Genomic DNA, 19,129 nt, shown 5'->3' with positions numbered 1-19,129 from the left:
TGCGCGAAAACATGGGAAAAACGTACTGACGGCGCTATTTCGGGTCAAGGATTCCCTGTTTCGCAAGAAGAAACCGCTCCGATCTTCACAGGACCGGCAAACCTGTATTCCCGACCTCGCCTGGCTCACGAGACAGCGCTTCTCGGCGCGGCCAATAGCGGCACGAGACGCCGTGACCTGCCGCGACTTCGTGCCACTCCGCAGTGTTGCTGCTCGCGTGATCGTCGCCGTGGACACAGTCGCCGCCATTGCCTTCGAGAAAGCGCAGATCCGGCGGCGGCCGCCGGAGCCGTTCGCGCTGGCGGACGGGATCGGGCACCGGCACTGCATCCAGCAATACGCGCGTATAGGGATGGGCGGGGCTGTCATAGACTTGAGCCGCGCTGCCCATTTCGACGACCCGGCCGCGATACATGACCGCTACGTGATGGGCGACTTCGCGAACGATCGCGAGATCATGCGCGATGAACAGATAGGACAGGCCGAGCTTCGCCTGAAGTGACTGCAACAGGTCCACGATCTGCGCCTGGGTGCGGACGTCGAGCGCCGAGACCGGCTCGTCGCAGACGATGAAATCCGGGCTGACCGCCAGGGCCCGGGCGATGACGACGCGCTGGCGCTGCCCGCCGGAAAATTCGTGCGGGTAGCGCTGCATCATGCCCGGGTCGAGGCTGACCAGGTCCAGAAGCTCAGCGACACGGTCCTGCAGCCGGGCAGGAGGCACCGAGCGATGCACCTGGAGCGGCTCGCGCAGGATCTGTCCGATCGTCATGCGCGGGTGCAAGCTCGAATACGGATTCTGCAGCACGAACTGCATATGGCGCCGCATCTGCCGCAATCGTGCGGCCGGCATCGTAGTCAATTCCTCGCCGAGCAGTTTCACCGAGCCCGAATATGTCTTCTGCAGCTGCAGGATCGCCCGGCCGGTCGTGGTCTTGCCCGACCCGGACTGGCCGACGAGCCCGAGCGTCTGGCCGGGTCCGATATCGAAGGAGACACGATCGACCGCCTTCAGCGGCTTGCCGTCGCCCCTGCCGGGAAAGCGCACCGACAGATCGCGGACCTGAAGCAGTGGCCGCGGCAGCGCCTCGGCGAGTGCGGCGGGATCATGAGCGGTCATCGCGTCGGCCCGGTGCTCTGGAGACGCGGCACGGCATCGAGCAGGGCGCGCGTATAGGCGTGCTGCGGCGCGGCGAAGACCCTCTCGATCGCTCCGGCTTCGACGATCTCGCCGCGGTACATCACATTGACCCGGTCGACCATGCCGGCCACGACGCCGAAATCATGGGTGATCAGCATCAACGCCATGCCGCGCTCCTCCTTCAGCCGCAGGAGCAAGCGCAGGATCTGCGCTTGCACGGTGACGTCGAGCGCCGTCGTCGGCTCATCGGCGATCAGCAGGTCCGGCTCGCAGGAGATGGCCATCGCGATCATGACGCGCTGGCGCATCCCGCCTGAGAACTGGTGCGGATGATCGTCCAGGCGCCGCGCCGCATCAGGTATCCCGACCTGATCGAGCAGTTCGATGCAGCGTTCGCGTGCCGCCTTGCCGGACAGCCCGGTGTGGTGGCGCAGCATGTCGGTCATTTGCGCGGCGATGCTCAGGACCGGATTGAGCGACGTCATCGGATCCTGGAAGACCATGGCGATGCGCCGCCCGCGCAAAGCCCGCATATCGACTTCGCTCTTCGCCAGGATGTCCTGCCCCATGAAGCTGACCTCGCCGCCAAGCGCGACAGAGGTGCCTTCGGGAGTGAGCCGCATCAGCGCCTTGGCCGTGACGCTCTTGCCGCAGCCGGATTCGCCGACGAAACCGACCGCTTCATCGGCAGCGATATCGAAGGAGATGCCGCGTACGGCCTGGATGACCTCCCGGCGCGTCGTGACGCTGGCGGTCAGGTTGCGGACGCTGAGGAGCGGGTCGGTGCGGGTCATCGCACGCTCCCGACATCGAGCACGTCGCGCAGCCCATTGGCCAGGACGATAAAGGTCAGCGTCGCGAACACGATCGCGGCGGCGGGGCCGATCACGGTCAGCGGTGCCAGCTCCATGAATTGCCGCGCTTCGGACAGCATGCCACCCCAGTTCGGGTCCGGCGGCGGCGGCCCGAGCCCGAGGAAGGACAGGGCCGTGACCGTGAAGATCGTCTGAGACAGGGTCAGGCTGGTCGCGACGAGGATCGGCGAGACGACGAGCGGCAGGATATGGCGGAGAACCAGCCGCAATTCGCTCATGCCGATGCTGCGCGCCGCTTCGACATGGTCCCATTGCTTCACGCTGAGCACGGGCGCGCGCACCACTCTGGCCATTGCCGGCGTGTACACGATGGCGATGGTGAGGATCAGATTGGGAATGGTCGGTCCAAGCGCCGCAACGACCGCAATCGCGAGAAGGAGCACCGGGAAGGCGAAAACCACATCCAGGACGCGCATGATCACGTCATCGACCAGGCCGCCCAGATAGCCGGAGAGCAACCCGAGGACGAGACCTCCGACGAGGGCGATGAAGACGGCCGTGATCGTGATCAGCAGGGTCGTGCGGCCACCGACGATCAGCCGGCTGAGGACGTCGCGACCGATCGAGTCCGTGCCGAGCCAGTGGCGCGCGCTGGCTCCGGCAAGGGAGTCGGGCGAGGTCGCGGACGGATCGAACGGCACGAGGAAGGGCGCGAAGATCGTGACGATCAACATCGTGGCCAGCATTGCCAGCCCGATCCCCAGCAGCAGGCCGCCTTGCGTGATCCGCACTGGCTTGACCGCGCGCGCGCCAAGGGCCTGCTCCTGAACTCCCTCCTGCGACACGGCCCTCACAGCTTCACCCGCGCGTCGACCCGGGCATAGGCGATGTCGATCATCGTATTGACCACGACCACGATGGCCGATGCCGTCAGGACGATAGCCTGGATCACCGGATAGTCGCGGCTATTGATGGAATCGAAGAGATATTGGCCCATTCCGGGAATGGCGAAGATGGTCTCGACCAGGATGCTGCCGCCAAGCAGGGCTGCGATCTTGAGACCGGTTGCGGTGATGACCGGCGTCAAGGCGTTGCGGACGAGGTAGTCGCGGAGGATCCTGCCCGGAGGAAGCCCTTTCGCGCGAGCGACCATGACGAAATCCTGGTTGGCCACCTCGAGGACGGCAGCGCGGGTGTTCTCGGAAATCGTGACCGAGACCGCCAGCGCCAGGGCGAGCGCCGGCAACAGCAGGCTACCGATATTGGCGAGCGGATCCTCGAGAAACGGCGTGTAGCCGAAGATCGAGATCTGCGGGAAATAGAGGCCGAAGAGCAGCACGATCAGCGTCGCGACCACATAATTCGGCACGGCCAGCATAACGCCATTGTAGAGCCGCACGATCCAGTCGATCGCGCCACGCATCCGCGCCGCTGCCAGCCCGGTCGCTACCCCCATCAGCATCGAGATGATCGCGGCAACCAGCGTCAGCTGGAAGGTCACCGCAAGCCGATCGAGCAATTCCGGCCGAACCGGCTGGCGCGTCACGAAGGACGTGCCGAGATCACCGAGGAGGGCATGCCCGAGCCAGACCCCGTACTGCGCCAGCAGCGGCCGATCGAGCCCGAGTTCCTGCCGGATCGTCGCCAGAACCTCCGGTGCGACGCTCTGTGAGCCCGCTGCGGCAATGGCAAAATCGCCTGGCAAAGCCCGCATCATCGCGAAGGCAATGAAGGAGACCGCCAGCAGGATGACCAGCATCCAGGCGAGGCGGCCAAAGACAAAGCGCGTCATCGGCCGGCGCCCAATGTGCCGAAAGCGAACGGGGGAGTTATTTTTTCAGCCATGCCGTGCGCACGAAGGAGCGGATATTCGCAGCGATCGGGACGTAATCCTTGACGTAGTTCCACCAGATCTCCCAGCGGAGCGGGTACTGGTAGACTTGGATGATGTAGGCTTGGTCGGCGATATGGCGCTGGATCGCAATGTTCTTGGCCGCACGCAGGCCGAGGTCGAGTTCGGCGCGGGCTTCCAGGATCATTCTGTCGAGTTCGGCATCGTTCGATCCGGTGCCCTTGCCGGTAGCGCTGTCCGACTTGATGTATTGAAGGGTGGCGTCCGAGTCCGGCGTCCAGGACAGGGCGACCGAGAGCAGCGTCGGCCACGTACCGGTGTTCCACATGGTCAAGAGCGGGGCCGTCTCCATCGGCGTCAGTTTGACCGTGATTCCTGCCACCTGCCATTGCTGCTGCAGGATCTGCGCACAGGCGACGTCGAGCGGGTTGGCTGCGACGATGATGTAATTGCCGAGATCGATGCCCTCGGGATAACCGGCCTCGGCCAGCAGAGCCTTCGCCGCTGCCGGATCATGCTTGTAGTAGGGCAGTTCCCCGGTGCCATCATAGCCGCCGACCTGGCTTTCCGGGATCATCGCGCCGATCTTGCCCGAACCGCCCAGGATCGTGTCGAGGCAGGCCTTGCGATCGGTCGCGAGACTAAGCGCGCGGCGCACCCTGACATCGTTCAGGGGCTTGGCCTTCATGTTCAGCCAGACCGGAAAGGTCCGCGAGGTCTGACCGGGAGCGGACACGAGGTTGGGCGAGGTGCGCGCAATCGCCGCCGCGACTTTCGGGTCCTTCAGCCAGGTCATGTCGATCGCGCGCGACCGCAGCGCCGAGGTCAGCGTGGCCTGGTCCTTGTAGAACTTGAACACCACCCTGGAGAGATGCGGCTGCCCCTTCTCATAATAGCCCGCGTGCGCGGTCAGCGAGAATTGCAGGTTCGGCTGATAGGCCTCGAACACGAAGGGGCCGGTTCCGACGGGCTGGGTGTTGAGGTTCTCGACCCCGGCCGGGACGATCGCACCATTGGGGCTGGTCGCCAGATTGCTCAGGAAGGCCGCATCGGTCGCGTTCAGCTGGAATTTGACAGTGTAGGGGTCGATGACCGTAACCGCATCGACGCTGGAATAGAACGCCCGCAGGCGGCTGCCGGAAGCCGGGCTCAGGATGCGATCGAAGGTATGCTTCACATCATTGGCCGTGAAATCCTGGCCATTGTGGAATTTCACGCCCTGCCGCAGCCGGAAGACATAGGTCTTGGGATCGGGCTGCTCGTAGCTCAGCGCGAGGTCGGGCTCGATCTTCATCTGCGCGGACCAGCGCAGCAGCCCCGTATAGATCAGGCTGGTGAAATCATAGGAGGAGAACGCCGTAAGCGTGACCGGATCCAGCCCGATCGGGTCGGCATCGGCGCCGATCGTCAGTGTTCCACCGGAAACCGGCGTCTCGGCCGCAGCATCGCCGACCATGATCGCGGGCGAAAGCGCCATCGCACTGCTGGCGAGCACAAGCCGCAGCAGGCTGCGGCGCGATAGCTCCTCTGCCATCTCCGGCTCGGGGGCGATCATCGGGAATGACGGAGGCTTCACGAACGATCCTTCCACATATGATCACAGGGCATGATCTCGGCCTGAAGCCTGCAAGACGCTGATCTCCCATCAGCACCCGCCGCATGAAGCGAGACGCCTGTCGCCCTCGCCGATTCCGGCCCGCAGATCATCCCTCTCTCCGACGGAGGCTAGGAGTCGCCAGAATTCGCGTCAAGGATTCCTGGTTTCGCAACAAGAAACACGGTTTCCAAGTAGGGCCTCTCAGAAGAACGTTCTGACGGCCCCGCGCACGCCGTAATCGTCGTCGACCAGCATCAGCAGAGCCCATTTGTCGAAGGTCGTGCAGGGATGACCGATGCCGAAGCCGACCATGTCTCCAACCTGGAGCGGGCTGTCCTCCGGCGTACCGAGATGGCAGTGCTGGTCGTTGAGTGCGAGAACCGTGTGCCCTGCCGGCATCGGCTCGGGATTGCTCATGCCCTGCCGGAACCAGCGCAGGGGAACGGGCATGCCTGCGTCGTAGCTGATGTCGCGCTTGCCGACGGTGAGCAGGCTACGACCGCGCTCGGGCCGCGATTGGACATAGGCCCAGACCTCAAGCGCCGGCTCGAGTCCGCCCGCCGGCAGGGTCAGGCTTGTTTCCATGACGATGCGCCGGAATGCACTGGCATAGGCTGTTGAATCGTGCGTCAGGTAACAACCCGAGCGCAGGACCTTCACGATGGATCGCGCAAAGGACGCCGCGTTCAGCTTTTCTCCGACGCGATCGAAAAGGGCGGTTCCGCCGGCACTCAGCACCATGGGATCGGGGCCGAGCAAACCCTCCGCTTCGGCGGCCAACGCCACGTCGATCATGTCGTCGAGGAGGCGGTCTGCACCTGCGGTGACACTATGTAACCCTTCGAAACACTCGAACCCGGCAAGTTGCAGCCCAGCCGCCCCACTGATGGCACGGGCGATCGCCATCGCCTCGGCCCGGCTGCGCGCACCCGTTCGGCCGCCCATGAAACCGATCTCGACGAGGATGCGCAGCGGATTGCCCGATGGCGGCGGCGCGCGCCGGGCGGCCTCCGCCAGCAATGCGACACCTTCGACGCTGTCGGCCAGGCAATACAACGCAAAGCCCTCATCCATCACGGCATCGAGGCAGGCGGCGATCTCCTGGCGTCCGACAGGCTGATTGGCGAGGATCACGCGTCTGACACCGAATTGGCGGCACACCTGAAGCTGCTGGATCGTCGCCACGGTAATGGCCCAGGCGCCGTCGGCGATCTGCAGGTCGAAGAGCTGCGGCGCCATGGTCGTCTTGCCATGGGGCGCGATCACCAGACCGTTCTCTGCGGTGAACGCGCTCATCCAGACGCTGTTTCGCCTCAGCACGCTCTCGCGGATCACCGCAATCGGGAGCGGCAAGTCGCCGGCCAGAACATTCCAGCCTTGCGTCCCGATATCGCCCAGTCGCAGGCCCGATATGCCTGGCGGCAGCCCCTTGCTCAGCCCATCGAGGCGTTGATCGTCGATATCGGCGAGTGACAGACGCGGCAGCGCGCCACCGGGGGCGATCAGAGCCATGGGTTCGGGTCCAGCGGTGAGAACGGGCGGCGGATCTTGGTGTAGGCGATCTTGCTGGCGTCCGGTGGGTATGGGCCGCCGCTGTCGAGATAGAGAACGCTGGCCGCGATCGGCGCAAAGGCCGCATGGAAATGGTTCGAGGATTTGACGACCACGACCCGCTTTGCCGCCAGATCAATGCCGAGATTGGTGAAGACCGGAGGGCTGAAGGTCTGGGCGCGGGTCGATGCGAGGACGATATCGAGAGCGCCAATGCGGATCGCCGCAGCCGGCCCGAGTGAAACCCAGCTCTGCGCAAAGGGCACCACGAGCTCGGGCGTCGTGCCTGTCACCAGCACCGTGGCATCGATCGGCCGGCCCGACGACGGCGCAGCCTTGCCAGCGAAGCGCAGGGAAATCTCGGCTCCAACCCCGGCGGCGCGGCACAGGCTCACGGCGACGGGGTCCCAGAGCGCCCCGATCGCGGCCGGCACCTCCGGCCGTCTGAGCAGCGCCTCGACCATCACCGAGGAATCGCCGGCGACGCCGCCGCCGGGATTGTCCCAGCGATCGGCGAGGATGACGGGACGGCCATCCTGCGCCAGTGCCAGCGCCGCCTCGATACCCTCATCAGGCTTGTAGTGCTTCGGTGCCGCACCGCTGGGACCCCAGCGCAGGATTTCCAGCCCAAGCGTCTTGGCGAGCGCCGCCGCCTTGTCCGCATCGCGATCGGCGATGACGAGCACCTTCGTGCCGACATCCGCCACGTCCGCCGCCTGGAAGCCGTGCGCGACCGAGATACTCAGGATACCGTCCCGGCCCTCCATCGCCTTGATACGGTCGACGAAACTGCGGCCTGGCTCACGGCTTGTCATGAAGCTCGCAATTCCGCGGCAGTCGAAGACGGCGCTGACGGGTTTCACCTGCGCGCGCGCTGTCCGCAGACAGAGCTCGAGAAGATCCTCCGCCCGATCGAGAAAGTCGGTATGCGGAAACTCCTTGAAGGCCACGATGATATCGGCGGCACCGACCATCTCAGTGGTGAGATGGCAATGCATGTCGAGCTCGGCCCCGATGACGCAATCGGGGCCGGCAAGCGCGCGGGCGCGCGCCATCAGGTCGCCCTCGCAATCGTCATAGTCGCGCGCAACCATTGCGCCATGCAGCCCCAGCAGCACGATATCGACGGGCAGCGCATCACGAAGCTGGCTAAGAATTTCATCCCGCAGGCTTTCATAGCCCTCGCGCGAGACGAGCCCTGCAGGTTCGGCCCATGTCGCCGTGCCCTCGATCAGGGTGTAGCCCTCGCTGGCAGCGCGGCGGCGGGCGGCGACCACCGGTGCCGAGCACAGCGTCGGCGTTTCCGGGTGCGTACCGGGCGGACAGTAGAAGGCCGCCTCAAAGGCGCTGCGATCGACGAAGAGCGGAGCGAAGGTGTTGGTTTCAGTCGCCAGCGATGCAACGAAGACGCGCATGCAGATAGCCCCCGCTCGGCGACACGACGCAACCGCACCGTCCCGCTCCTCCGCCAGGATCTAACGGGAGGTCGCTTCCCCCTGTCAAAGCAGAGTGGTTTCTCCTGACGGAATAATGGCGTCTTGATCCGGAACGCCCCCGCGTCCGAAATGGTGCCACGCCGCTTCCTGTCGAGATTGGTTTCCCCAGCATGGCACGCCCCCGCCGCATCCTGCTCGCCGCGCTGTTTCACGAGACGCACAGCTTCATCGACGAGGTTACGAGCCTCGCCGACTTCACGATCCGGCGCGGTGGCGAGGTGTTGCAGCGGCGCGGAGACGGATCCACGCTCGATGGTTTCCTGGAGGTGGCCGAAGCCGAGGGGTGGCAGGTCGTACCGACGATCGACTACACGGCCCTGCCCTCGGGCACCGTCGAACAGGCTGTCTTCGACCGCTTCCGAGACGAGTTCGACGCAGGGCTCAGGGCAGCGCTTGCGGATGGCGGCCTCGACGGCATCTGGCTCGCCCTGCACGGTGCCATGGTGACGTCAGCATGTCTCGACCCGGAGGGTGCTTTGCTCGCCCATATCCGTGCGGTGCCCGGCTGCGAGGACCTGCCGGTCTTCGGTGTCTTCGACCTCCACGCGAATTTCACCGCGGCCATGGCTGCCCACGCCAATGGCCTCGTCGCCTATCGCGAGAACCCGCACACCGATGCTCGGGAATCGGCCAAGCGCGCGGCGCAGCTGCTCGCACGGGCCCTGAACGAGAACAGCCTTCCGCGCATGCATTCGTGCAACGCTCCCGTCATGTGGCCACCGACAGGAACCGGAACGGCCGATCGGCCGATGCGCGAGCTCGAGGCCATGGCTCGGGCGATCGAAAGCGACGATCCCGCGATCTGGGCTGTCAACGTCGTCGGCGGCTATTCATTCTCCGATGTTCCCGAGGCCGGCGTCGCATTCTGCGTGGTGACCACGGGAGCGGAAGCTGAGGCGCGTGGAGCGCTGGCGCGGCTCACTGAAACGGCCGCGACCCTGCGCGCCTTCGGCCTGCCCAGCGAATGGGATCTCGACGACGCCGTTGCGGAGATTCAGCGTCTGCCGGGCGGCCCCTATATCGTCGTCGAGCCGGCGGACAATATCGGTGGCGGCGCGCCCGGCGACGGCACGTCCGTGCTCCGCGCGTTCCTGCGCCATGAGGTCGAGAACTGTGCCATTGCCATCGCCGACGCCGCGGCGGTTGCTGCGCTCTCTGATGCCAGGCCGGGCGATGTCCGGAGGATCTCGGTCGGCGGCAAGGGGAGCGCCATTGCCGAAGGCCCAGTCGAAATCGAGGCCCGATTCGTCAGCTCAAGCGATGGCGACTTTGCGCTGGAGGACCTGAACAGCCATCTAGCCGCCTCCCAGGGCGCCCATTTCAGCATGGGGCCCTCTGCCGTGGTGACCACTGGACGCGGGATCAGCGTGCTGCTGACCAGCCGCAAGACACCCCCCTTCGACCTTGGGCAGTTCCGCTCGCAGGGCATCCACCCGGAGACCCTGAAGGCGATCGGCGTCAAGGCGGCCGTCGCGCATCGGCGTGCCTACGACAAGATCGCCAAGGGCAGCTACACGGTTGCAACATCCGGCCCCTGCACCAGCAAGATCGCTTCGCTGCCCTACACGCAGCTCCGCCGGCCAGTCTTCCCAATCCATCCGGATGACGCGCTGGACGACCGTTGAGCGGCCCCCGACGCCGGAAGCCGATGCGCGCTCAATTGCGCGGGTGCTGCCGGTGAGCTCATCCGGGTGTATCACCAATGTACGCGGCCCTTGGCAGCGAGTTTGGAGAGCGATCATGGATGAGGACCGTTTCAACATGGCCGTCCGGAAGTTCCTGAAGGAGGTCGGGCTGACCTCTCAACGGGAGATCGAGCGCGTCGTACGCGAGGGAAACCTGCAAGGACGCGTCGTGCGCCTGCGCATGTCGCTCACGTCAGACGATGCGCCCTCGCTTCAGCATAGTGTCGAGACAACCATCGACCTCCGCTGAGGCGGCTGGCGGAGTGGCCCAGAACCCCCGCGGAAGCATCGGCAGCCGATCGCTTTACCTGACTGCGAAGGTCGCCGCGTTCGCTTTCGCGAGCATTCACCTGTAGCAGGGTGCCACCCAGCGATCAGGGAAGGCCTCATGCAATGCTCGAAATCTGTAATAACTAAGCAAATTTCGACTTCTAATAGAATTTAATCAGATCCGTACACAATTGCCTCAGCGATTTGACATAGGTATTATTGAATAGAAAAATTGCCTCACCAAAGTAAATCGGAATCTCCGGCAATCCATCTATATCAACCTTTGTTACATTTGGCTCCTGCTCCCCCAGGCACCATTCCGGAATGATCGCAAAGCCGAGGCCGGCCTCGACACATCGCTTGACGCTCGAACTGCCCGACGTCGAGATCGCGATCTCCATTTCGGAATCCTGTGGCCTGAGATAGTCGACCGCGAGATTGCGAAGGAGCTGGCCTGGCTCATAGGTCACGAACGGCCGGCCTGTGGCCCAATCCTTGATGCTGCTCGGCGAAGGCGGATCCCCCCAGGACGTCGGGAAGATCAGCGCCGGCCGATAGGTGCAGACGAGGTGCTGCGGAACGTTCGGGTCCCCGAAATACCGTTCGGTGATGCAGACATCCAGGCTGCCGTCCTTGATCAGTTCCGGGAGCGACGTGTCGCGCTCATAGGCCACGATCTCCACCTGGGGGTAACGCTCACGGAAGCGGGCCAGGACCGGCGGCAGGAGATAGTAGAAGATGGCTTGCGGAAGCCCGATACGCAGGACCGGACGCTCCTTGTCCAGGGTGCGGTCGAGCCGGGCGAGCATCGTATCCAGCTCAGGCAGCAGCAACTTGTAGAGGCTGCGTCCGCGAGGCGTCAGAATAACCGTCTTCGCGCCCTGCTCCGAGACCACCAGGCGCTCTCCCAGAACCTGCTCAAGCCGCCGGACATGATTGGCGGCAGACTGATAGCTCATGCCGAGCTTGCGCGCGGCTGCGGAATAGGAGCCGTCGCGCGCAACGATGAAGAACGTTTGGATGAGCGTCAGGTTGGCGTCACGCATGGCAGCCCCTCCCAGGAAAGCGACCTGCATGTCCCACAGCCGAGCGATTTCCGCCACTTTCAAACAATGAGGCAAGTCGGCGCCGATCATTTGGATCGACCGGCCGGGCGAAGCGGAAGAGGTTCGGCGCACCTCTTCTGGGAAACAAGATCGCCGTCATGGCCCGCCCCTCCTCAATGCATGTCGCCGTGGTTGGCGCGGGAATCGTCGGTGCTGCCGCCGCCCATTTCCTCGCGGCCGCGGGCGCAAGGGTCACGTTGCTGGATGCATCGGGCCCGGCAGCCGGTGCGACCGGCGCATCCGACGGCGCGGTCTCGGTGGCCAGCAAGCGCCCGGGGCCGATGATGGACCTCGCCCGTCATGCCAGGGCCTTCTACGGTCAGTTGGAAGCCGACGGCCTCTTCCAAGGGCTGTTCCATCGCCGCTCGACCTTCCTGATCGCGCAGAACGCCCTTGAAGCGGAACTCGTGTCGCAGCACGGCGCTGACCTCGCCCAGGCCGGCGAACGCGTCATCGCGGTCGCGCGAGCCGACCTGATGAACCGCATCCCCGGTCTTGGCGAACGCGTCGCGGCCGCCCTCGAGATTCCCGATGACGGCCACGCCCTTGGGTACCAGATCACGGCGCGCCTGCTGCAGCGGAGCGACATCGTCGTGCGGCGCCGGGCGCCGGTGTCCGAGATCGTGGTGCGGGATGGCCGTGCCGTCGGCGTCGCGCTCGCGGACGAAGTCCTGCCGGCGGACGCGGTCCTCGTCGCGGCCGGTATCGGATCGGCCCATCTCCTGAACCTGGGCGACATCCTTATCCCGCGGAAGGGACAGATGGTCGTCACCGATCGGGCAAGTGCCGGGCGTCCCGCCATCGACGGGCATCTCATGGCCGCCTCCTATCTCGCGGCCAAGCGCGGCATCGTTCTGGACAGATCGCATATCGGCCTCGTCATCGACCCGCTGGTGACCGGCCAGTTCCTTCTGGGCGGCAGTCGAGAGGACAATCGCAGCGATCATCGAACAGACGCGGTGACCGTGTCGGCCATCTTGCGGGCAGCCCTCGATCTCTATCCACCGCTCGGGGCGCGGCGCGTGGTGAGAACATTCGCGGGCGTGCGGACGGCCTCGCGTGATGGGCTGCCGATCATCGGCAGGCACCCGCATGTCGATGGGCTCGTCGTCGCGACCGGTTTCGAGGGCGACGGCATCTGCCTTGGTCCCTTCATGGGCGAATCCGCGGCGCGAATAGTCCTGGACCGGCCGCTCGCCGCCGATCTTTCGATGCTGACACCCGCTCGATTTGCCGGGGTCGAGGCCTGCCAATGATGTCGCGGATATTCTGGAACGATCGCGTCGTGCCCTTCCGCCCCGGCGAGACGATTGCAGCGGCCTTGGGCCGGGCCGGCATCCTCAGCCTCGGTCCGGAAGGCGCGCCGGTGCGCGGACGTGTCTTCTGCGGCATCGGCGCGTGCCAGGCTTGCGTCGTCTCGGTCGAGGGTGGCGCACCGGTCGAGGCGTGCCTGACGCCCGCCAGGGATGGGTTGAGAATTGGGTCCATGCCCTCGGTTGGGGGGCGGAATGACTGACATTCCGATCCTCGTCGTCGGCGGCGGGCCCGCCGGAGCAAGCGCTGCGGCCACTCTCGCAGAGGCTGGATTGCGTGTGCTTCTGGTCGAGCAGCGCGATCAACTGGGCGGCGCGATCCACCGCCAGGCGGCCCGCGGCGCGGCCCATGCCGTGCACACGCCCGCCCGGCACCGACGCAACTGGGCCGAGCTCGCCCAGCGTATCGAGGCTGCCGGCAGCCGCATCGAATTGCGCACCGACACCGTCTTCCTGGGCGTCGACGGCGATGGCCGCCATCTCTTCGACGATCGGGCGGCCGGCAGGGTTTTTGCCCGCACGGTCCGCGCGGCAGTCATCGCTGTCGGAGCGGTTGAGAAGATCCATCCGTTCGAGGGCTGGGACCTGCCGGGCGTCATGACCGCGGGCGGAGCTCAGGTCCTGCTCAAGGAGACCGGCGTCCCACCGACGGGGCCCATCCTGGTCGCCGGAACAGGCCCCCTTCTTCTTGCCGTATCCGCACAGCTTGCCAAGGCGGGCAACCCGCCGGTCGCGGTGCTGGAGCGAGGGCGTCCATGGCTTCGCTTCAACGCCCTGCTGCAGATGGTCGGGGCAGGGCCGCAACTCGGCGAGGCGGCTTCCTACGCCGCCACGCTCCTGTCGCAGGGCGTCCCCTACCGGACCGGAACCGACATCCTCTCCGTTCGCGAGGATGATGCGGGTCTGGACATTCGGGTCAGGCGCAGTGGCTCCCTTCATCGTCTGCGCGCCCGGCATGTGCTGGTGCATGACGGCATCGAGCCCAACCGGGTCGGCATACCCCTTTCGGATCCTGACGGGGCCGTTCCCGTTGTCCTTGCCGGCGACGGGCGCGAGGTTCTGGGCGCGGACGCGGCCATCCTGGACGGCCGCCGTGCAGCCTGCACGATCCTCGCGCGTCTGGGGATGCGGCGTCCCGACGGGCAAGTCGAGGCCAGGCTGACGGCGGCGCGGAATGTCCAGGCCGCCCTCTTCAACCTGTTCCGCTCCGCCTTGCCGGAGCCAACCCCCGAGACGCTGATCTGCCGCTGCGAGGCGCGTCGCCTCTCCGACTTCAGATCGCTCCCGGACGATGCCTCGACTCGGGAGATCCGCCTCATGGGGCGGTTCGGGATGGGTGTCTGCCAGGGGCGTTTCTGCGGCCCGACGATCGCCGCCCTGCGCGGCGAGGCCGTGCCTTCGGCCATCCCACCTCGTTGGCCCCTGCGGCCGGTGTCCTTGGCAGCACTTGCCGACCTGAAAACAGACGATCTGGAGTCCTAGACCGTGACCATCACCCTTGTGAAACGTCCCGCAGCCGCAACCGCATCCCCACAGATCGAGGTGTTCAATCCCTACTCGGGCGCCAGAATTGGTCAGGTCGCGGTTGCCGATGAGGTCGCGGTCGCAAAAGCTCTGCAAGGCGCGCGCCGGGCGTGGCGCGAGTTCCGCTTCAGCACTCCGGCGGAACGCAAGGCCTTGCTCTACCGCCTCGCGGTGCTTCTCGCTGATGAGGCCGACGATATGGCCAAAATCATCTGCGCTGAAGTCGGCAAGACGATCGCGGAGGCCCGCAATGAGGTCCGTCGCGCCCAGAACACCCTGCGCCTGTCCGGCGATGCGGTGACCGTGCTGCATGGCGAGGTGCTGCCGACGGCAATCGTGCCCGGCGCGCCCAGCAAGTTCGCGTCCATCACCTATGAGGCCGCCGGCGTGGTCGGGGCGATCACGCCCTTCAACTATCCGCTCAACCTGCTTTGCCATAAGCTCGGTCCCGCGATCGCGGCCGGCAACGCGGTCGTTGCCAAGCCGTCACCGAAGGCGCCGCTCGCGGCGGCGCGCCTGGCCGAACTCGCTGCCAAGGCCGGCTTTCCCGCAGGCCTGTTCACCGTCGTGCATGGGGGCGCCGAGGTCGCCGCGACCATTGCCGGCGGCGATATCGACATTCTGAGCTTCACCGGCGGACCCGCAGCCGGGCTGGCGCTGAAGAACGCATCCGGCCTGGTCCGTTGCCTGATGGAGCTCGGTGGCAATGACCCGCTGATCGTCATGCCCGACGCCGATCTGGACCGCGCGGCCGACGTCGCCATTGGCCATCGTTTCGAGATCGCCGGGCAAAGCTGCGCTGCGGTGAAGCGCCTCTTCCTTCACGACTCCATTCGCGAAACCATGCTGGAGCGCATCGTCGCGAGAATCGAGGCCGTTCGCACGGGCGATCCGGCCGATGCGGACACGGTCATGGGAACCGTCATCGATGAGCAGGCCGCCATGGAGGTGGAGCGGCGTGTCAGGCAGGCGGTCACCGATGGGGCAGAGCTGCTGGCAGGCGGCGTCCGGAAGGGGACGCTCTTTGCTCCGACGCTCCTCGACGCCGTGTCGGAAGGCACGGACCTCGTGCGCTCCGAAACCTTCGGCCCGGTTCTGGCAGTCCGCCGCTTCAGCGATGTCGGCAGCGTCATCGCCGAGGTCAGTGACGGCATCTACGGCCTCCAGGCCGGCGTCTTCACCAACGATCACGCGCTGGTCAAACGCTTCTCGCGCGAACTGCGCGTCGGTGGCGTGATGATCAATGAGGGCCCCGATTTCAGGGCCGAGAACGTGCCGTTCGGCGGAATCAAGTCCAGCGGCCTGGGACGCGAGGGCATCCACATGACCTTGCGGGAAATGAGCGAGACCAAGGTCGTCATCGACTGAGGCTTCGGGAAAAGGGAATTGCACAATGATCGATAAGCAACTTCGTCAGCGCATGGCTGGCGTCTTCACCGCTCTCGTGACGCCGTTCAGGAACGGCGCGGTCGATACCCCGGCGCTCGAAGCCTTGATCAAGAAGCAGCTGGAAGCGGGTGTGGCCGGGCTTGTACCGGTCGGCACCACGGGCGAGGCCGCGACCCTGACTGACAGCGAGGCAGAGGACGTCATTCGCACCACGGTCGCAGCGGCCAAAGGCCGAGCCTTCGTGATGGCCGGCGCAGGATCCAACGCGACGAACCTGGCCATCGGGAAAGCCGTGCGGGCGCAGGCGCTGGGCGTCGACGGCCTCCTGATCGTCACGCCCTATTACAACAAGCCTTCTCAGGCCGGCCTGTTCGACCATTTCTCCGCCATTGCTGCGGCGGTGGAGATCCCGATCATGCTCTACAGCGTGCCGGGACGTACCGGAGTCGAAATCGCGCCGGAGACGGCGGCGCGCCTGGCGAAAGCCCATACCAACATCGTCGGCATCAAGGAGGCCGGCGGCAAGGTCGAGAGGATCACCGAACTGCGCCGTGCCCTCGGTGAGGAATTCGTGATCCACTCAGGCGATGATGGGCTCACCCTGCCCTTCCTCGCGGTCGGTGCCGACGGCGTGACGAGCGTCGCCTCGAACCTGCTGCCCAAGGACATCGTCGCTCTGCACAAGGCCTGGGTCGCTGGCGAGACAGACAAGGCTCGGCGCCTTCATGAGGCTCTGTTCGACGTGATTGGACATCTCTTCATCGAGAGCAATCCAGTACCGCTGAAGGCAGCGCTCGCCCGCACCGGGGCCATCAGCGCCGAAATCCGAGCGCCGCTCGCCCCGTTGCGCCCGGAGAGCCTTGCGTCGCTCGAGGCGAGCCTCAAGACCTACGAGACAACCGCCAACATATAAAAAAACCGGTAGGAAGCGGGGCTACTCTCGCATTGTTCGCGAGGGTGGCTCGCCTACGGTGCCGTCAATCCGGATATCGGAGCAAGGCCGAGTACATCGGCGGGGAACGGAGTTTAGACCCATGAAACAAGTCCTTCGGGCAATCTGCGCCGCCGGCCTCTCGCTGCTGGCGCTTTCGGGAACGGCCAGAGCCGAGGATACCGTGGAAGCCGTGCGCGCTCGCGGCGTTCTGCGCATCCCGGGAATTCTCAACGAGGATCCCTATTTCAACAAGGATCCGCGGACCGGCGAATGGCGCGGCTTTGCCATCGAGATGGCCAGGGACATCGCCAAGACGCTGGGCGTCAAATTGCAGGTCGTTGAATCGACCTGGCCCAATTCGATCCTGGACGTGCAGAGCGGCAAGGCTGATCTGGCCCTGGGCGTCACCGCGACGCCGCAACGGGCGCTGTCGGTCGCGTTCTCCCAGCCGACCTATTTCAACAGCTTCGTCATCGTCTCGCCGAAGCCCGAATTGTCGAAGCGGAGCTGGGCCGAGCTCAACGATCCCAAATACACTTTTGCCGTCGATCTCGGCTCCTCCCAGGACCTCATCGCGCAGCAATACCTGCCGAAGGCAAAGATGCTTCGGTTCAAGTCCCGCGACGAAGCGATCGTCGCCGTCGTCACCGGCAAGGCCGATGGCCTCGTGAACACGATGCTCAACGGCCTCGTCATGGCCAAGAAGGCCAGCGGCATCGGCAAGGTCATGGTGCCGCAGCCCGTGCTCTCCACCCCTTCGGTGGTGGCTATGAACTGGGGAACCGACGAGAAGTGGAAGGCCTTCATCTCCTCCTGGGCCGAATACAACCGCCGCATCGGCAACAACCAGACCTGGATCGTGAACAGCCTGGAGCCATTCGGCATCACGCTGGACGATATGCCCGAAGGCTTCGGCTTCGGCGGCTGAACTCCCAGGCGGCCCGCGAGGGCCGCCTCCACGGAAGGCTGGAGAGAACATGTATACGTGGAGCTTTGCCCCGATCCTCCAGGCGAGCGATCTCTTCCTGTGGGGGGCGTGGATCACCGTCGTCTATACGATCGGCTCGATCGCACTTGGCCTGATCCTCGGCCTGGCGGTCTGCTTCGCGCGGCTGTCGGGCAATGGACCGCTGAACTGGTTCGCACAGGGCTTCCAGGAGCTGTTCCGGTGCACGCCCCTGCTCGTGCAGCTGCTCTGGATCTATTACGCCTTGCCGCTGATTCTCGGGATCGACATCCCGAACTGGGCGGCTGCGATGACGACGCTGTCGCTCTATGCGGCCGCATTCTATGCCGAAGTCTTCAGGGGTGGCATCGTCTCGATCGACAAGGGGCAATCCGAAGCAGGCGCCGCGATCGGCATGTCGGGATGGCAAGTCATGCGCAGGATCGTCCTGCCGCAGGCGATCCGCAGGATGATGCCCGCCTTCATCAATCAGTCGGTCACGCAGTTCAAGAACACCTCACTCGTATCGGTCATCTCGGTCGCCGACCTCACCTATATGGCGACCGTCGTGAACGGGCAGACCTATCGACCGCTGGAGGCCTATACGGCTGTCGCGATCCTCTATTTCGTCATCCTGTTCCCGGTCACGAAATTCGCCGACGTCGTTGAGCGCCGCATGCGCGCGGGCAATTGAGGAAAGGCGTTCCATGACCTCCAAACCTTCGTCGACCTCCAAGCCTTCGTCCGCTTCGTCCGGCTCCCTCCTGGAAGCCTCCGGCGTCACCAAGAACTTCGGGGCCCTGAAGGTGCTCCATGGCATCGACCTGGCGGTGAAAGCCGGCGAGGTCCTCTCGATCATCGGCCCTTCCGGCTCGGGAAAGTCCACCTTCATCCGCTGCATGAACATGCTGGAAAGGCCCGATGCCGGCGATATCCTCTTCCGCGGCAGGCGCGTTGGTCTCAAACATGTCGGCGATGCCCATTTCATGGGCCAGGGCGAGCTACGGCGCCATGTCGGCATGGTGTTCCAGCACTTCAATCTGTTTCCCCACAAGACGGTTCTGGAGAACGTGATCGAAGGACCGATCATCGTGCAGCGCAAGCCCCGCGCCGAGGCCGTCGAGATCGCGATGGACTATATCGCGAAGGTCGGGCTCGCCGATAAGCGCGATGCCTGGCCGAACCAGCTTTCCGGCGGACAGAAGCAGCGCGTCGCGATCGCGCGGGCCCTGGCCATGCAGCCGGATGCCCTTCTCCTGGACGAAGTCACGAGCGCGCTCGATCCCGAGCTGGTCGGCGAGGTTCTCGGCGTCGTACGCAGCCTCGCGGATCAGGGAATGACGATGGTTATCGTCACCCATGAGATCTCCTTCGCGGCCGACGTCTCGGACCGGATCGTCTTCATGGAAGCCGGGCGCATCGCGGCGGAGGGCTCGCCGACCGATATTCTGCGCAGCCCGAGCAACGAGCGCCTGAAAGCGTTCCTGTCGCGCTTCCATGCCTGATGAAC

The 19,129-nt window shown here is 65.2% G+C and carries 18 protein-coding genes; 10 read left to right on the top strand and 8 right to left on the bottom strand.

Annotated features, from left to right (window positions below; genetic code table 11):
- Window positions 1–85: 85 nt before the first annotated feature.
- The 7 genes from AC1DW9_RS07945 to AC1DW9_RS07915 all read right to left on the bottom strand — a co-directional run bounded on the left by AC1DW9_RS07945 (window position 86) and on the right by AC1DW9_RS07915 (window position 8,371).
- Window positions 86–1,120, bottom strand: coding sequence for an ABC transporter ATP-binding protein (locus AC1DW9_RS07945; protein ID WP_476775288.1), 1,035 nt, complete (start codon window positions 1,118–1,120; stop codon window positions 86–88).
- Window positions 1,117–1,935, bottom strand: a complete 819-nt coding sequence (locus AC1DW9_RS07940) for an ABC transporter ATP-binding protein (RefSeq protein ID WP_441492108.1) — start codon at window positions 1,933–1,935, stop codon at window positions 1,117–1,119. The genes AC1DW9_RS07945 and AC1DW9_RS07940 overlap by 4 nt, the downstream gene beginning before the upstream one ends.
- Window positions 1,932–2,801 (bottom strand): ABC transporter permease, encoded by an 870-nt coding sequence (locus AC1DW9_RS07935; protein ID WP_441492109.1) that lies wholly within the window; start codon window positions 2,799–2,801, stop codon window positions 1,932–1,934. Before AC1DW9_RS07935 ends, AC1DW9_RS07940 begins: the two co-directional genes overlap by 4 nt.
- Window positions 2,802–2,806: 5 nt before the next feature.
- Window positions 2,807–3,748, bottom strand: a complete 942-nt coding sequence (locus AC1DW9_RS07930; protein ID WP_441492110.1) for an ABC transporter permease — start codon at window positions 3,746–3,748, stop codon at window positions 2,807–2,809.
- Between the two features lie 37 nt (window positions 3,749–3,785).
- Window positions 3,786–5,384 carry an ABC transporter substrate-binding protein gene (locus AC1DW9_RS07925; protein WP_476775287.1) on the bottom strand — a complete coding sequence of 533 codons (1,599 nt, stop codon included), beginning with the start codon at window positions 5,382–5,384 and terminating at the stop codon, window positions 3,786–3,788.
- A gap of 222 nt (window positions 5,385–5,606) precedes the next feature.
- On the bottom strand, window positions 5,607–6,917 hold the full coding sequence (locus AC1DW9_RS07920) for an alanine racemase (protein ID WP_476775286.1): 1,311 nt from the start codon (window positions 6,915–6,917) through the stop codon (window positions 5,607–5,609).
- Complete coding sequence (locus tag AC1DW9_RS07915; protein ID WP_476775285.1) at window positions 6,908–8,371, bottom strand: M81 family metallopeptidase; 1,464 nt, start codon at window positions 8,369–8,371, stop codon at window positions 6,908–6,910. Before AC1DW9_RS07915 ends, AC1DW9_RS07920 begins: the two co-directional genes overlap by 10 nt.
- 191 nt (window positions 8,372–8,562) lie before the next feature.
- Between AC1DW9_RS07915 and AC1DW9_RS07910 the strand changes: the two genes are divergently transcribed.
- Complete coding sequence (locus AC1DW9_RS07910; RefSeq protein WP_441504222.1) at window positions 8,563–10,077, top strand: M81 family metallopeptidase; 1,515 nt, start codon at window positions 8,563–8,565, stop codon at window positions 10,075–10,077.
- A gap of 115 nt (window positions 10,078–10,192) precedes the next feature.
- The gene (locus AC1DW9_RS07905) at window positions 10,193–10,387 is read left to right on the top strand and encodes a DUF6494 family protein (protein WP_441504221.1); all 195 of its coding nucleotides are present in this window, start codon (window positions 10,193–10,195) and stop codon (window positions 10,385–10,387) included.
- Between the two features lie 181 nt (window positions 10,388–10,568).
- Here AC1DW9_RS07905 and AC1DW9_RS07900 read toward each other — a convergent pair whose 3' ends face one another.
- Complete coding sequence (locus tag AC1DW9_RS07900; protein WP_441492116.1) at window positions 10,569–11,543, bottom strand: LysR family transcriptional regulator; 975 nt, start codon at window positions 11,541–11,543, stop codon at window positions 10,569–10,571.
- 68 nt (window positions 11,544–11,611) lie between these two features.
- Between AC1DW9_RS07900 and AC1DW9_RS07895 the strand changes: the two genes are divergently transcribed.
- From AC1DW9_RS07895 to AC1DW9_RS07860, 8 genes are all read left to right on the top strand, one after another.
- Window positions 11,612–12,769, top strand: coding sequence for an NAD(P)/FAD-dependent oxidoreductase (locus tag AC1DW9_RS07895; protein ID WP_441492117.1), 1,158 nt, complete (start codon window positions 11,612–11,614; stop codon window positions 12,767–12,769).
- Window positions 12,766–13,029 (top strand): 2Fe-2S iron-sulfur cluster-binding protein, encoded by a 264-nt coding sequence (locus AC1DW9_RS07890; RefSeq protein WP_441504220.1) that lies wholly within the window; start codon window positions 12,766–12,768, stop codon window positions 13,027–13,029. The genes AC1DW9_RS07895 and AC1DW9_RS07890 overlap by 4 nt, the downstream gene beginning before the upstream one ends.
- On the top strand, window positions 13,022–14,308 hold the full coding sequence (locus tag AC1DW9_RS07885) for an FAD-dependent oxidoreductase (RefSeq protein WP_476775284.1): 1,287 nt from the start codon (window positions 13,022–13,024) through the stop codon (window positions 14,306–14,308). The genes AC1DW9_RS07890 and AC1DW9_RS07885 overlap by 8 nt, the downstream gene beginning before the upstream one ends.
- Window positions 14,309–14,311: 3 nt before the next feature.
- A complete protein-coding gene (locus tag AC1DW9_RS07880) occupies window positions 14,312–15,718 on the top strand; it encodes an aldehyde dehydrogenase family protein (protein WP_441504218.1) in 1,407 nt (468 codons plus the stop codon).
- A gap of 25 nt (window positions 15,719–15,743) precedes the next feature.
- Window positions 15,744–16,652, top strand: coding sequence for a 4-hydroxy-tetrahydrodipicolinate synthase (dapA, locus tag AC1DW9_RS07875; RefSeq protein ID WP_476775283.1), 909 nt, complete (start codon window positions 15,744–15,746; stop codon window positions 16,650–16,652).
- 121 nt (window positions 16,653–16,773) lie between these two features.
- Complete coding sequence (locus AC1DW9_RS07870) at window positions 16,774–17,601, top strand: transporter substrate-binding domain-containing protein (RefSeq protein WP_441492122.1); 828 nt, start codon at window positions 16,774–16,776, stop codon at window positions 17,599–17,601.
- 49 nt (window positions 17,602–17,650) lie between these two features.
- Window positions 17,651–18,313: an amino acid ABC transporter permease gene (locus tag AC1DW9_RS07865; protein ID WP_441492123.1), complete on the top strand. Its 663-nt coding sequence runs from the start codon at window positions 17,651–17,653 to the stop codon at window positions 18,311–18,313.
- A 13-nt stretch (window positions 18,314–18,326) separates the two neighbouring features.
- Complete coding sequence (locus AC1DW9_RS07860) at window positions 18,327–19,124, top strand: amino acid ABC transporter ATP-binding protein (RefSeq protein ID WP_441492124.1); 798 nt, start codon at window positions 18,327–18,329, stop codon at window positions 19,122–19,124.
- Window positions 19,125–19,129: the final 5 nt, after the last annotated feature.

Source organism: Allobosea sp. P4_E12 (genome assembly GCF_056401655.1).
The sequence above is the reverse complement of the archived record's forward strand: the minus strand, read 5'-3'. Positions and strand labels throughout refer to the sequence as shown.